Annotated in this window: 9 protein-coding genes; 3 read left to right on the plus strand and 6 right to left on the minus strand. The window is 70.6% G+C overall.

The window, feature by feature from the left end:
• The first annotated feature begins 16 nt into the window (after nt 1–16).
• Nucleotides 17–6,793 carry a DUF11 domain-containing protein gene (locus ASE14_RS12160; protein WP_082600622.1) on the plus strand — a complete coding sequence of 2,259 codons (6,777 nt, stop codon included), beginning with the start codon at nt 17–19 and terminating at the stop codon, nt 6,791–6,793.
• A gap of 151 nt (nt 6,794–6,944) precedes the next feature.
• Nucleotides 6,945–7,325: a nuclear transport factor 2 family protein gene (locus ASE14_RS12165; protein WP_056654816.1), complete on the plus strand. Its 381-nt coding sequence runs from the start codon at nt 6,945–6,947 to the stop codon at nt 7,323–7,325.
• A gap of 91 nt (nt 7,326–7,416) precedes the next feature.
• On the opposite strand, the gene ASE14_RS12170 is transcribed toward ASE14_RS12165, so the two are convergent.
• The 5 genes from ASE14_RS12170 to ASE14_RS12190 form a co-directional block, all read right to left on the minus strand.
• On the minus strand, nt 7,417–7,962 hold the full coding sequence (locus ASE14_RS12170; RefSeq protein WP_056654818.1) for an RNA polymerase sigma factor: 546 nt from the start codon (nt 7,960–7,962) through the stop codon (nt 7,417–7,419).
• Between the two features lie 9 nt (nt 7,963–7,971).
• The gene (locus tag ASE14_RS12175) at nt 7,972–10,395 is read right to left on the minus strand and encodes a cellulase family glycosylhydrolase (protein WP_056654819.1); all 2,424 of its coding nucleotides are present in this window, start codon (nt 10,393–10,395) and stop codon (nt 7,972–7,974) included.
• A gap of 138 nt (nt 10,396–10,533) precedes the next feature.
• The gene (locus ASE14_RS12180; RefSeq protein ID WP_056654821.1) at nt 10,534–11,196 is read right to left on the minus strand and encodes a pentapeptide repeat-containing protein; all 663 of its coding nucleotides are present in this window, start codon (nt 11,194–11,196) and stop codon (nt 10,534–10,536) included.
• A 141-nt stretch (nt 11,197–11,337) separates the two neighbouring features.
• Entirely contained in the window at nt 11,338–12,258 is a 921-nt protein-coding gene (locus ASE14_RS12185; RefSeq protein WP_056654824.1) for a S41 family peptidase, read from the minus strand.
• A gap of 68 nt (nt 12,259–12,326) precedes the next feature.
• The gene (locus ASE14_RS12190; RefSeq protein ID WP_056654826.1) at nt 12,327–13,409 is read right to left on the minus strand and encodes an SDR family NAD(P)-dependent oxidoreductase; all 1,083 of its coding nucleotides are present in this window, start codon (nt 13,407–13,409) and stop codon (nt 12,327–12,329) included.
• Between the two features lie 73 nt (nt 13,410–13,482).
• Between ASE14_RS12190 and ASE14_RS12195 the strand changes: the two genes are divergently transcribed.
• Nucleotides 13,483–14,061: a TetR/AcrR family transcriptional regulator gene (locus ASE14_RS12195; RefSeq protein ID WP_056654829.1), complete on the plus strand. Its 579-nt coding sequence runs from the start codon at nt 13,483–13,485 to the stop codon at nt 14,059–14,061.
• 36 nt (nt 14,062–14,097) lie between these two features.
• Here ASE14_RS12195 and ASE14_RS12200 read toward each other — a convergent pair whose 3' ends face one another.
• Complete coding sequence (locus ASE14_RS12200; RefSeq protein ID WP_056654830.1) at nt 14,098–14,622, minus strand: hypothetical protein; 525 nt, start codon at nt 14,620–14,622, stop codon at nt 14,098–14,100.
• Between the last annotated feature and the right edge of the window lie 146 nt (nt 14,623–14,768).

Below are 14,768 nucleotides of genomic sequence, written 5' to 3' on the forward strand. Positions count from 1 at the left end.
AACTGGAGCCACCGGCATGAAGAACCTCCTCCGCGCGTTGTCCGGGCGCCCGCCCGCGGCACGCCACCGTCGTCGACAGCCGGTTCGTGCCGCGATGAAGGCGATCTCCACGGTCGCCGCGACGACGCTGATCCTCACCGGGCTGACGTTGCCGTCGTTCGCGGCGTCGGCCGAGGAACCGACCGGCAACCCCGTCGCCGAAGTCACTCCGATGCCGGAGGCGCCCATCGACGCGCCGCAGGCTCCCGACGCGACCGAGGGCCCCGAGCCCGCCGAGGCACCGGTCGAGGAAGCCGCTGGAGCGCCGGCCGAGGAGTCGGCTGGAGCGCCGGTCGAGGATGCCCCGGAGCCGCCGGTCGCGGATGCCGGCATCGCCGATGCGCCCGTGATCGTCGCCCCGGCGGCGGTTCCCGGCGGCACCGCCGTGCTGACGACGTCGATCGAACCGGTTGACCACATCACCACCGACCCGCAGACCACGGCCGCGTGGAACACGCACGACAACCGCGTCGGCTACCGAGTGTCGTACTCGTGCGCCGTGTCGGCGTGCGACAACGTCACCGTGAAGCTCGCCCCCTCGCAGCCGAGTCCGTACTTCACGGCTGCCCAGATCGGCACGCTCCTGCAGTACTCGAGCTGGACCTCCCCGTTCATCGGCGCGACCATCACCGGTGATGACGCGACCGGCAAGGTCGTGAACCTCGGCAACCTCACGCCTGGCTCGTCGGGCACGTTCCAAGTCGTCTACACGATCGGCTACGGCGGCAGCTACACCACCAATCGCCCGGCGAACGCATACCCGTCGGGCTTCCAGATCCAGAACTCCGCGACCATCGACGCAGCGACCGCAAGCGCGACCGCGAGTGCCAACGCAGCACCGGTCACCTGGAAGAGCGAGGTCCCGAACCCGTCGCAGTCGATCACGAACCCGGGCATCGTCAAGCCGGGCCAGACCGTCAGCTACAAGGTCTACATGGGCTCAGGTGCGTTCGTGTACTCCGGCTCCGGCGCGATCACCGGCACCTCCCGATACGTCGGCGCAGGCAGCTGGACCGTCGTCGACAAGCTCCCCGCCGAGGCGTCCTACGTCTCGAGCAACGGCGGTGGCGTGTACGACCCCGCTGCTCACACCGTGACGTGGACGCTCGGCTCGGAGAGCCAGCCCGACCCCAACGCGATCGGCGGCTGGGGCTCGTCCGCGACATCCGGCTGGACCACGCGCGGCGGCTACACGCCTCGGACGGTGTCCGTTCGCTACGAAGCCGACCGCTTCCCGGCCGCGACGAACGGCTGCGACTTCACGGCTGACGTGACGCACGAGGTCTCCTCGAGCCTGACCTACCTCGACGCCGACCGCACGACGAAGACGACGTCCGGCTCGATGAAGCACACCGTGTCCTGCGTCTCGCCGTTCGGCGACGCGCGCATCTTCAAGGACTCGACGAGCAGCGCGAGCTCGGGCAACACGCGCCTGCTGAACGTGCCGACGACCGACACGCCGAACACCTTCAACTGGATCGTCGACACCTTCAACCGCGGCAACGTCCCCGGTGTGGCCGTCGTCACGGACAACACGCTCGACCAGGCGGATGCTCCGGTGTTCCGGATCAACACGTCTCCCACGACGCCGCTGCCGACGATCAACTACTCGTATGTCTGCTCGGCGCCCGACCCGGTCACCGGTCAGACGAGCGTCACCGGTTCGGCTGTTTCGCGGGATCTCTCCTTGACCGCAGCGCAGAAGGCGGCCGGCTGCCGCTACGCGACCGCTGAGATCACGTCCGGCGAGATCGGCCACAGCCGCGTCTCGCAGACGGACCCCAATTCGGGCGTCCTGTTCCGCGTCGCGTACTACTACGACGTCTCGAAGACCGCTCCCGTGGGCCAGACGCGCATGAACACCGCGTCCGGAACGATGACCTACCCCGGCCAGCCGGGCATCGCCGACGTCGCGCTCGAGCCGGTGTCGCGCACGATCAAGTTCCGGGAGACTCCGGATCCGACGAAGCCGAAGCCGGCGTTCACCTCAGGCTTCGTGGGCGCAGCGGTGGTCGAGGGCGGCGGTGCGGCCGTTCCCGGCCGCAGCGTCACGTTCAACGTTCGCGGCGCGTCGGGGAACATCCCCGTCGACACCGAGATCACCCCTGAGTACGTGTTCCTCGCACCTGCAGGCTGGACGATCACGGCCGACTCGGCCTCGTTCCCCGCGGGCAGCGTGCCCGACGGCGTGACCTTCACCTACCGCACCGCGACGACCATCGGCGGCGTCGAGCGACAGGTCGTCGCTGCGAAGTGGCCGGACACGGTCGCCTTCGGCATGAACACCACGTGGCCGACGATGACCGTCGTCACGTCGCCGACCTTCCAGGTCGCACCGGGCACCAACAGCCAGGCGCACGCGTGGATGGGCGACGTCCGTGAGACGTACGACAACGTGACGGCGAACTTCGGCGGTGCCACGCAGAACACGGCGGATGTCGTGGGTGACGGTGCGACCTCGCAGTGGTTCGCCTCGTCGGCGCAGAACGTGCTGGTCTCATCCGCCGACGGCCTGTCCGTCCTCAAGGAGATCTGCCTGCCCGACGCTGAGGCGCCTGACGGCTGCAAGTGGATCTCGGACTCGAGCCGAACGGTCCAGGTGCCGGTCAACTCGTCGAGCATCAAGTACCGTGTCAGCCTCCAGAACACCGGCAACACGGCACTCTCGAACGTGGTCGCCTACGACGTGCTCCCGCACCTCGGCGACACTGGTCTCATCCCGGCCACCGCAGGAACGCCCCGTGGTTCGAGCTTCAACCAGACGTTGAACTCGGTCTCGGACGTGTCGGACAACCTGACGATGTCCTACTCGGCGTCGACGAACCCGTCGCGTCCCGAGGTCAGCCCTGCCGGCACGACCAACGACTGGTCGGGTTCGGAATCGGGCAAGGTCGCGATCCGCGCAGCGGTCAACGGCGCGCTCGCACCGGGCCAGGTCGCCGCATTCACGTACACCTCCGCAGTGGGGGCAGGAGCGGCAGCTGACGCGAAGGCGTGCAACTCGGTCGCGATCGCGTCGAACCGCACCCTTCCGTCCGAGCCGCAGCCCGTCTGCGCGACGACCGCGGAAGCCGACCTCGAGGTGGGCGGCGTCGACACCATCGACGCACAGCTCGGCCGCCCGACGGTCTTCCCGTTCGTGTTCGAGAACCTCGGCGGGTCGCAGTCTGCGCCCGCAGAGGTCTCCGTCAAGATCCCGGCCGGCGTGACCGTCACCGGCTTCCCGACGGGATGGACCTGCACCCCGAGCTCGCTCCCGGTGACCGGGCCTGCGACGCTCGCCTGCACTCCGCCGGCGAACCTCGAGAAGGACACCCCGGTGACCTTCGACCTGCCCGCCATCGTGACCGCTGACGGCGTGGCCGTCACCGCGAGCGTGACCGGCACGATGTACGACCCCGAGGAGGGCAACAACGAGCACACCATCACCGTGCCGAATGCCGTTGCTGCGGCATCCGGGCTGACGGTCGCCAAGACCGACGGCGTCACCGGGGTGACGGTCGGCCAGGAGTCGACCTACACGATCACGGTGACCAACCCGCTCGAGTTCGAAGCGCTCACCGGTGCGACGATCACGGACACGATCCCGGCCGGCACGGAGTTCGTCTCCGCGTCGAACGGCGGCACCTTCGCCGGCGGAGTCGTGACCTGGTCGCTCGACGTGGCAGCTGCGGCATCCGCTGATGTCACGGTCACCGTTCGCGTTCTCGACGCCGCGGCCGACTCGATCGTGAACACCGCGGCCGCCTCTGTCGCTGACCCGGCGTTCCCGACCGAGACCCTCACGGGAACCGGCTCGGACACCGACTCCGTCGACCGGCTCACGCTCACGAAGACGGGCGCGATCGCGAATGCGTCGGCTCCGAAGCCGGGCGACGTGGTGACCTACACCTTCGTCGCGACGAACAACGGCGGCGGCGTGCTCTCGGGCGTCGAGATCACCGACGCGATGCCGGGCCTCTCGGCGATCACGATCGGTTCATGGCCGGCGCTGCCCGGCTTCCTCGGCGCGGGTCAGTCCGTGACGGGCACGGCGACGTACACCCTCACGCAGGCCGACGTGGATGCAGGAACCGTGTCGAACACGGCGACTGCGACCGGCACATCGGCCGGCGGCGGCACGGTGACCGTTGACGCGACGGAGGACATCACCCTCCCGAGCGCACCGGTGGTCCTCGTCCAGAAGGACGGCGCCATCGCAGCGGGCACGCCGAAGGCCGGCGACCTCGTCACCTACACCTTCACGGTGAAGAACGCGGGCAACGTCACGCTCACGGCCGTCGGCATCGACGACCCGATGGCCGGCCTGTCGGCGATCACCTTCGGCACCTGGCCGGGCACCGCGGGTCAGCTCGCGGCCGGACAGTCGGTCACCGCCTCGGCGACGTACGCGCTCACGCAGGCGGACATCGACGCGGGCAAGGTCGACAACACGGCAACCGGCTCCGGCGTCCCGCCGACCGGCGCCCCGGTGACCAGCACCGACGGTGCAACCGTGACGCTCGTGCAGAACACCGCGATCTCGCTGGAGAAGACCGGCGCGCTCCCGGACCCCACGAACGTGGCTGCAGGTGACACCATCACCTACACGTTCACCGCCGTGAACACGGGCAACGTGACGCTCACCGGTGTCACGATCGCCGACCCGCTCGCGGGGCTCTCGCCGCTCACCTACAGCTGGCCGGACACGACCACGGGCGTCCTCGCACCGGGTCAGACGGTCACCGCGACGGCGACGTTCGTCACGGGTCAGGAGCACGTCGACGCGGGCAAGGTCGACAACACCGCCACCGCGACCGGCGACGGTCCCAGCGGCAACGTGTCGGCGACGGATGCGACGACGGTGAGCCTGCTCGCCGACGCAGAGCTGTCGCTCGTCAAGACCGCCGCGGTTGCCGCTGGTGACCCGAAGGCCGGTGACACCGTCACGTACACCTTCGAGGTCGAGAACACCGGCAACGTCACGATCGACTCCGTCGAGATCGACGACCAGCTCGCGGGTCTCTCGGCCATCGAGTACGGCGCATGGCCGGGTGCTGACGGCGTCCTGAAGCGCGGTGAGAAGGTCACCGCCACGGCGACCTACGAGCTCACGCAGGCCGACGTCGACGCGGGCACGGTGGACAACACCGCGGTCGCAGCTGGTGAGGCCCCGAACGGCGATGCCGTCTCCGCGACGGATGCCGTGACGGTCAGCCTGACCGCAGCACCGGCCATCACCCTCGTGAAGGACGGTTCGATCGCGGCAGGCGCCCCGAAGGCCGGCGACACGGTCAGCTACGACTTCGAGGTCGAGAACACCGGCAACGTGACGCTCTCGGGCGTCGGCATCACCGACCAGCTCGCCGGCATCTCCGATGTCGAGTTCGGCGCGTGGCCGGCAGCTGACGGCGTGCTCGCACCGGGTGAGAAGGCCACGGCCACGGCGACCTACACGCTCACGCAGGCCGACCTCGACGCTGGCACCGTGGTGAACGTCGCCACGGTCGACGCGGCCGGCGCACGTGGCGGCGACGTCACGGCTGAGGACGGCGTGACCGTCGACCTGCCCGCGGCCCCTGCGCTCGAGCTCGTGAAGGACGCGAAGCTCGACGCCGGCGGCACCCCGAAGGCGGGCGACACCGTCACCTTCTCCTTCGAGGTCACCAACACCGGCAACGTGACCGTGGCAGGCGTGAGCGTGCTCGACACGATGGCGGGCCTGTCGGCGCTCAGCTACGACTCATGGCCGGCCGCTGACGGCGTCCTGGCACCGGGGGAGTCGGTCACCGCGACCGCGAGCTACGTGCTGACGCAGGACGACCTCGACGGCGGCACCGTGTTCAACGACGCGACCGTCACGGGTGCACCTGCCCGCGGCGACCTCGATGACACCGGCGACTCGGCGACCGTCGAGCTGCCCGCAGCACCGGCGCTCGCGTTCACGAAGACGGGCACCGCGGCCGACCCCGAGCGTCCGCTCGCGGACCAGCTCGTGACCTTCGAGTTCGAGATCGAGAACACCGGCAACGTGACCGTCGACGGCATCGCGATCACCGACGAGCTCGACGGGCTCTCGGACGTCGCGTTCGGCACCTGGCCGGGCGCCGACGGCGTGCTGGCTCCGGGGGAGAAGGTCACCGCCACGGCGACGTACCCGCTCACCCAGGCCGACATCGACGCGAGCGAGCTGCTCAACGAGGCGACCGTCGCAGGCACTCCTGCTCGTGGCGACGCGCTCGAGGTGCCTGCTGAGGTCACGGTCGAGCTTCCTGCTCTGCCTGGGCTCGCGATCGTGAAGACGGCGGAGCTGGCCGACGCCAACGGCGACGGCTTCGCGAACCCGGGCGAGAAGATCACCTATTCGTTCGACGTCGAGAACACCGGCAACGTGACGATGCACGACGTCGTCGTGAACGACGCGAAGGTGACCGGCATCCCGGACGTCGGCGAGCTCGCTCCTGGCGAGACCGTCACGGTGCAGGCCGCCGAGTACACGGTGACCACCGCCGAGGGCGCCGCCGGCGAGGTCGTGAACACCGCGACCGCGACCGGTGAAGCCCCCGACGGGTCGACCATCGACGCCGACGAGTCCTCCACGACGACGAAGGCCGGTCTCATCCCCGGCGCGCCGGTCGTGAAGGACGGGCTGGCCCACACCGGATTCGCCGGGTCGGACATCGCTGTGCTCTCGGGCCTGATGGTGCTGGCCGGGATCGCGCTGCTCGGGTTCGTGCTGCTCCGCCGCCGACGCGACGAAGCGACCACCGACTAAGACCGGCGGGTCCGCCGCTTCTCCTCCCAGACGAGCGGCGGGCCCGTCTTCGCACTCGGTTCCTCGACGCCGGATGTCACACTTCGCGCGCCGCGGCGTCTTTCTCTGCAGGGGCCGCCAGCAGGCGGCCCCACGAAGAAAGGCGCATCCCATGGCGACTCCCGTCACCTCCCTCGACCAGCTCAACCTCGCATTCGCCGACCGGTTCAACGCACGCGACCTCGACGGCCTGATGGCGCTGAACGTCGACGACGTCGTGTTCGTGCCCGCCCCGGGCCAGCCCGTGCAGGGCGAGGCGGGCGTGCGCGGCGCGCTCGAACAGTTCCTCGGACTGAACCTCCCGATCACGATGTCGGTCCGCCACGTCTTCCAGAGCGGGGATACCGGCCTCGCGATCGCCGACTGGACGATCACGGGCACCGGCCCCGACGGCTCGGAGATCGCACTGGCGGGCACCACCGCCGATGTCGCCGTGCACGACGAGCAGCACGGATGGCGCTACGCGGTCGACAACCCCTTCGGCACCGCCTGAGCCAGCAGTACGGGGGAGGGCCGGCCGCTGGGGGAACAGGGCCGGCCTTCCTGCCGTCGGGGATCCGAACCGGAGTCCGGTCGGGGCGACCTCAGGGAGCTTCCGACATGCCGGACTCCCGGCACGCGGCGAGCGACTTCCGCGCACGGGAGATCCGCTGCCGCGCCGCAGCCGGCGTGATGTCGAGGCGTTCGGCGATCTCGGGCGCCGAGAGCTCGTCGACGACGCTCAGCAGCAGCGGTTCGCGAAGAGACTCGGGGAGGTCCCGGATCGCGCCGAGGGCGCCGTCGAGGATCACCCGCAGCTCGACGTCGCCGGCGACGCTCGCCTCATCCGGGAGATCCGAGTCGAGTGCCGCCACCGGGCGACGAGCCCGCTGGCGGGCGAGGTCGGCCGCGGCGTTCCTGGCGATGGCATCGAGCCACGAGCACATCTGCCCCGGGCCCGGCGCATGCAGGTGCTCGATCGACCGCCAGGCCCGCAGCAGCGCCGTCTGCGCGACATCCTCTGCATCATCCGCAGCCACGCCGAGCGAGATGCTCCGCCGTCGGAGACGGTCGGGCTCCGCGGCGACCATCGCGGTGAGCGAGGCGCGACGGCCGTCGTCGCGCCTGCTCGGCGCAGCCTCGGAGATCATGCCCCGAGGCTACCGGGTGGTCGACAGCGTGTAGTCGCCGTCGGCGCAACCCGTCACGATCCATCCGCCCGGCACCTCGGTCGTCTCGACCTTCGTGATGCCGGTGACCTGCACGTCGGGCTCGGCCGAGCCGGGGATCCACACCTCGAGGCCGCAGCTGCCGGCGTCGGTCGTGCCGGCGAGGTCGATGGCCGCGCCGTCGGCCTCGAGCGAGGCGAGCACGCCCGGTGCCGCCTGGGGGTAGGCGCGGCTCAGGATCTCGAGGAGGTCCGACTTGGGCGGGGCGTCGCCGCCGGTCTCGCAGTCCTGCATCATGAGGGCGTTGCCGACGGGGCCGATGCCGTTCTGCGGATCGCCGCAGGCCTGCTTCCAGACCCAGTACGCACTGCCGAGCCTGCGCTCGTCTTCAGCGTCGGCGTAGCGGTTCAGACGTGCGAGCACGTCGTCATCCTCGCCCCAGTAGCCGTACTCGCCCGACCACAGCGGGGCGTCGTAGATGTCGGCGACGCGCTGCGCGAGCGCGAACTGGCGCTCGATGCTGACGATCGGGGGAATGCCGAGATCGCGGTCCATCGTGATCGACTCGGCGTAGAGGTGCGGCGAGAAGACGATGTTGTCGTCGTCCGTGAAGCCCGGGGTCGGGCCGGTGTCGAAGCCGAGGCCCGACCAGAGGATGCTCGGCTCGAAGAACACGATCTGCTCTGCGCCGGCCCCTCGGATCTCGTCGATCGCCCGGTCGTAGAACTTCCCGAGCTGGTGCGAGGTCGTGACTGGCGCCGTCTCGCCGAAGCCGGGCTCGTTGATGAGGTCGAAGCCCGCGACCATCGGCTCGTCGCGGAACTCGGCGGCGAGCCTGCCCCACGTCTCGGCGAACGCGGTCTGCACGCCGTCGGTGTCGAAGTAGAAGTTCTGGAACGCCCGGTCTCCGGCGGGGGAGATGTCTCGGCCGGTGAACTGGCAGCGCGGCGCGTCATCCGTGATCGTCGCCCACTCGGGAGCGCCGTCGTACCCCCACATCTCCTCGGTGCCGGGGCGGCACACGGTGCCCTCTTCGGTGGGGCCGTTCCACCAGCCGTCCTGGTGCATGTCGAGCACCGTGTAGATGCCGTGCTCCGTGCCCCAGTCGACCGCATCCTCGATCTTCGAGAGGTACTCGGGGTCGAGCGTGCCGCGCTCGGGCTCGAGCGCCGACCATGAGATGTTGAGCCGTACGACGTTGAAGCCGTACTCGGCCATGTCGGCGTAGTCGTCTTCGGTGAGCGGGCGGGTCGCGGGCACGTCGGCCTGCGGCTGGTAGAAGTCGACGAGCTGGTTGACGTTGGCGCCGCGCAGCAGCACCTGATTGCCGTCGCCGTCGGTGATGATGGAGCCCTCTGCGCGGAGGAAGCCCTCGGGCGGCGAGGCCTCGGCGGCCGAATCGACCGCTGCCGCCGAGGCGACCTCGGCGCTCGGCAGGCCGAGCGTCGCGCCCAGCGCGAGCACTGCGACTGACGCGGCGACGACCTCGGGAGCGCGTGCGGCCCGTGCCGTGCGGCCGGCGCGCACCCGGTCGAGGATGACGGCGCTCACGCCGACGATCCAGCCGACGCAGGCTCCGAAGGCGAGCCCGTCGGCGACGGTCACATAGGCCGCCATCAGCGGCCAGATGTCCCCGGCGAAGCCGCCGTCGACGATGAGGGCGACGATCGCCTGCACGATGCCGACCAGGCCGCCGGCGACGAGCGCGGCGAGCCATCCGCCCAGCACGCCGGGCACCCGCGCCCGCATCCAGCGCAGGCTCAGCGCGGTCGCGCCGGCGATGAGCACCATCGCGATGATCATGGAGAGGATGCCGCGGTCGGGCCGCGCCATGGGAATGCCGTCCGCGTACACGGCGCCCGTCCACCACAGGCCCGCGAGCAGCGGTGCGACGACGGCGAAGATCACCGCGGAGGGCCAGATCGACCCGCGCTCGAGCGTCTGCCGCGTCGTCGGCCCGCCGAGCCAGCGTGCGAGCGCGGCGACGATGAGCGCCGCGGGCACGGCCTTCGCCGTCACGAAGCCGGCGGCCCACCCGGCCACCGCGAGATCCCAGGTCATGACGAAGCACGCCGCCGCCTGTGCGAGCAGCACCGCGAGCACCACACCGGCGGTGAGCGTCCAGAAGCGGTCGCCGGCGCGGACCGCGACCCACCACACGACGCCGAGCACGACGGGCACGAAGACCACGTACGGCGCGAACGGCCAGACGCCGGCGCTCGGCTGCGGGATCGCCCCCGACCAGCCGACCAGTGCGAGCAACCCGGTGGGGTCGGCGACGGCCTGGATGACGATCAGGGCGAGCATCGCGGTGATGGCCACGACGGGGCGACGGACCGAGCGATGGACGGAGGCGTCGGCCGGGGTCGAGTGATCCGTCTGATCGTTCGAGTGCGTCGTGGGGGCGTCGTGCATCGGGAACCTCGCTGTCTCCAACTGGGTCGCTTGACCCAGTTCGGCCCACCCTATCTGGCAACAGCGGCCCGCGGAAGAGAGTCTGAGTAACGATCGAGACCGCGCCGTCGTGACCGACGCTCGGCGTCCGCCCGCGAATCAGTCCACGACGTGGATGCCCACGTGGCTCGCGAGGGTCGTCGCGAGCAGCGCGACCTGCATGCCGTCCATCGTCGCGCCCCTCAGGCCCTCGAGCCCGGAGATCGCGGCGAGGTCGAGACCGCGCAGATCGACGTCGCGGAGCTTCGCTCCCGTCGCGTCGAGGGCGCGCACGTCGCACTGCTCGAATGCGACGCGCTCGGCCTTGGCGCCTCCGAGGTCGAGCTCCTCGATCGTGCAGTCCGTGAACCGGATGTCGCGGAGCTCGGCTCCCCGCAGGTTCACGAAGCCGAGCTTGCAGCCGACGAAGCGCACCGACTGCCAGTGGTTCTCGTAGAACTCGACCGACCCGATGCGGGAGCCCGAGACGAGCACGTCGCGCAGCGTGGCACGGGGTGCGCGCAGCACCGGCGCCTCGAGCCGCTCGATCACGGTCTCGGCGAGCACGGCTCCGCGCAGGAGCGCGTCGTGGGCGAAGACCCCGACGAGTTCGCACTCGCCGATGCTCACGCCCGTGAGGTCGCGCTCCGAGATGTCACCGCCCCGGTAGCGCAGCCCGTCGACCCGGTCGCCGGCGGCCAGCTCGGCGAGTTCGCCGTCCACCAGGTCGGCGAGCACGATCTCGTCGATGCGGGGCGCGGTCGGGCGCGTGTCTTTCGGCATGGCGGGTGTCCTCTGCGAGCTCGGCGGATGCGGATCTCGTCGAGGCTACTGCCCGGCTCCGACAACGCTCATCGCCCGGCGCCGCAGCAGGCGGGGTTCCGAGACGCCCCGCTGAGTACGACGGATGCCGCGCGCTCGCGTTCAGACGACGGCGGCGCTGCGTTCGCCGATGCGGCGGCGGGCCTCGTCGACGGCCGCCTGCAGTGCACCGGCGGGATCGACCGCGATGTCGGGGACGACGCCGACGCCCTCCCAGTTCGTCCCGGTATGCGGGTTGACGGCGCGGGCGAACGGGACGGTGATCTCGATCGTGTCCGAGATCGGGATGTAGCGGGTGGGGTGCGCCCCGCCGCCCGTCGTCCCGCCGATGATCGTCGCTCGGCCGATCGCCTGCAGGTCGTAACTGAAGTGCTCCGCCCCTGAGAAGGTCGTCCCGCTCGTCAGGACGAACACCTCGCCGTCGAGGTAGCGGGGCCCTGCCACGTCGGCGAGCGTCCAGTACTGGCGCGCCGATGCGCTCTCCCGTTCCTCCACGGAGCTCAACTGCGTCTCGTCGTCGGGAACGAGGTGGCTGATCCACGACTGCACGCCGTTCGGCGAGCCGCCGAGGCAGGCGCGCAGGTCGAAGACGAGCGCGTCCGTGCGGGAGACGAGCTCCATGGCCGCTGCGATCGCCGGTCCGGCCAGCGAGGCGTCCGCGATCATGCGGAGGTCGATGAGGCCGATGTTGCCGTCGAGCCGCTCGACCTTCGCGATGCCCCAGTTGTCGTCGCGGAACCGCGCGATGAGGGCGGCGGTGGCGTCCTCCCGGCTCCTCCCCGTGTTCTCGCTCGTCCGTCGCGGCCGCACCCGCAGGTGCTTGTCGTTCGTGCGCGACTGCAGTTCGGCGGTCAGTCGAGCGCAGAGCTCGGCCTCGTCGAGGCCGGCGAAGAATCCGGTCCGTTCCAGCTCGCGGATGGCGGCACTGGTGGCGACGGCGACCTCGGGGAAGACGTAGAGGCGATCGAGGTGGCCGAGCGCGGCGTCGATGAGGTCGGAGGTCGAAGTCTGCGTTGTTCCCATCCTCGGCATCGTACGGGTCGGGCCGGCGCGATGTCGCGCCGGCCCGACCCGCCCGATCGGACGGGCGACTACGCCGCGGACCAGCCGCCGTCGCTCGCGAGCACGACGCCGTTGATGTTCACGCCGTCGTCGCTCAGCAGGAAGGTGATCGACGCGGCGAGGGCCTCGGCCTCCGCGGCATCCGGCAGGATCGCCATCGCCTGGCGCACGCGCTGGGCGCCGAGCGGCGAGGCGAAGGTGGCCTCGATGTTCGTGATGGTCGCGCCGGGGGCGACCGCGTTGACGCGCAGGCCGCTCGGGCCGTACATGAACGCCGTCGACTTCGTGAGGCCGACGACCGCGTGCTTCGACGCCGTGTAGGCGACGCCCGCGGCCGAACCGCGGAGCGCGGCCTCGGAGGCGGTGTTCACGATCGAACCGGTGCCGCGGGCGAGCATGACCGGCACGACGGCGCGCATGAGCTTCATGGTGCCGTCGACGTTGACCGAGAAGACGCGCTTCCAGACGGCGTCGGTGAGCTCGCCGATCGGCGTCATGTCGTCCATGATTCCGGCGATGTTCGCGAGGCCGTCGATGCGGTCGCCCGCCGCGGCGACGATCTCGGCGACCTTCGCGTCGTCGGTGATGTCGGCCACGAGGGTCAGGATCTCGGCGCCGTCGTGCTCGGAGGCGAAGTCGTCGAGGCGTTCCTGCGAGACGTCGACCGCGATGACCCGACCGCCCTCGCGCGCGACGCGAGACGCCGTGGCGCGGCCGATGCCGGAGCCGGCGCCGGTGACGATGACGGTCTTGCCGGCGAATCGGCCCTGGTCGAGGCGCTCGACCCATTCGGGACGCTCCACCACGGGCACGGTGTCGCCGGCGTCGGCCGACTCGGTCGTGGGCTCGGGCGCGGCGGCCGGGGCATCCGCTGCTCCCACCGGCACCTCGCCGGCCGCAGCCCGTGCGACGAGCTGGTCGACCATCTCCTGGCTGAACTGGCCCTTGCTGAGCTTGACCAGGCGCTTGATGGCGAGCCGCTGCACGGGGCGCAGCACATCGGGATCCTGGCCGGACTGGGCGAGGAGATCGCGGATGATCGGGCCGCCGACGGGGTGCTCGAGCCAGGTCTTGATCGAGTCGTCGCCGGTGAGGGTCTTGGGGGTGCTCATGGTGTGGTTCCTTCTCTTCGATGTGGTGCGAAGCTCCTACCGGACATTGCTGTCCGGTAGTAAGGTAACACCCGTGCCTGAACGTAGGAAGGGAACTTCCGAGGCCCGCAAGGCCAATCGCGGCCCGAGCGCCGGCCCCGAGAATCGCCGCGCGATCATCGCCGCCGCGCGCGCGGTCTTCGCCGCCGATGGACTGCAGGTGCCGTTCAACGCGATCGCCAAGAAGGCGGGCGTCGGGCAGGGCAGCCTCTACCGCCATTTCCCCGATCGGCTCTCGCTCGCCGTGGCCGTCTTCGACGAGAACATCGACGAGCTCGAGGCATCCGTCGAGCCGGAGGACGCCACGCTCGACGACCTGCTCGAGGCGATCATCGGGCAGGCGGTCGTGTCGACCGCGCTCATCGACCTCATCTGGCAGCACCAGCACGACGAGCGGGTGGAGCACCTCGGCTCTCGGCTCGCGGCCATCGTGGGCGCGGTCGTCGCGCGCGAGCGCGCCGGCGGACGACTCGGCGCCGACGTCGAGGACGCCGACGTGCTGCTCGCCGTCACGATGCTCGCCGACCTGTTGGCGCGCACCGACGCCGAGGATCGCCGGCGGGTCGCACAGCGTGCCTGGGGGATCTTCCACGCGGCGTTCGCGCCGCGCTGACCGGGTGCCCGAGTGCCCAGGTGCCCGTGCGCGGCGTCAGTCGTTCCGGACGCGCTCGAGCGTGAGGTTCGGCCTTCCATCGGCGTCCGGCCCGATGGTGATCGTCGTGGAGAATTCGTCGCGCGCGACGGACTCCGATGGAGCGGGAATCGGTGTTCCCTCGGGCCAGCGCACGGTCGCCCACTCGCGGGCGCCTCTCGGGGACGTCGACGAACCCGAGTCGGTCACCTCGGCGCCTGGCGGGAATCGGACTCCGGCGAGACGCTCGACGTAGTCCACCTCGAGCGAGGTGCACCACTTCGGTTCGAGGAGGAAGCAGTGCCCCTTCGGCGGATTCGGACCGGGCCCGTCCATCGGCGTCGACGGGAAGAGGATCGCCGGCGCCATGGAGACCCCGACCGCGAGCAGGGCGACGGCGGCGACCGGCAGGAGCGCCAGGAACGCCGCCTTCCCGAGCCACCCGGCTCCGCCCTGGTCGGACGCCGTCGCGGTCGCCGTCGCCGACTCGTTGAAACCGAGTTCGCGCAACGACGGCGAGGTGCCGGTCGGTTCAGGGTCCACAGCAGCTCACTCTACGGATCGCCGACCGCGCCGAGCCGACCATCGTGGTGCGGCCGAGCCGACCCGGTTCAATCCTTCGTTGGATGCGCCGGGGCGCCGAGGAAGAGGAGTATCGAGGTGAGGCTCGTCCACCTCGCCAACCTTCG

Origin of the sequence: Agromyces sp. Root81, assembly GCF_001429165.1 — a bacterium.
Taxonomy (GTDB): domain Bacteria; phylum Actinomycetota; class Actinomycetes; order Actinomycetales; family Microbacteriaceae; genus Agromyces.

Coding starts and splice junctions, on each gene's coding strand:
- ASE14_RS12165 (WP_056654816.1), top strand. CDS start 6,945: ATGGCGACTCCCGTCACCTCCCTCGACCAGCTCAACCTCGCATTCGCC.
- ASE14_RS12175 (WP_056654819.1), bottom strand. CDS start 10,395: ATGCACGACGCCCCCACGACGCACTCGAACGATCAGACGGATCACTCG.
- ASE14_RS12180 (WP_056654821.1), bottom strand. CDS start 11,196: ATGCCGAAAGACACGCGCCCGACCGCGCCCCGCATCGACGAGATCGTG.
- ASE14_RS12160 (WP_082600622.1), top strand. CDS start 17: ATGAAGAACCTCCTCCGCGCGTTGTCCGGGCGCCCGCCCGCGGCACGC.
- ASE14_RS12185 (WP_056654824.1), bottom strand. CDS start 12,258: ATGGGAACAACGCAGACTTCGACCTCCGACCTCATCGACGCCGCGCTC.
- ASE14_RS12190 (WP_056654826.1), bottom strand. CDS start 13,409: ATGAGCACCCCCAAGACCCTCACCGGCGACGACTCGATCAAGACCTGG.
- ASE14_RS12170 (WP_056654818.1), bottom strand. CDS start 7,962: ATGATCTCCGAGGCTGCGCCGAGCAGGCGCGACGACGGCCGTCGCGCC.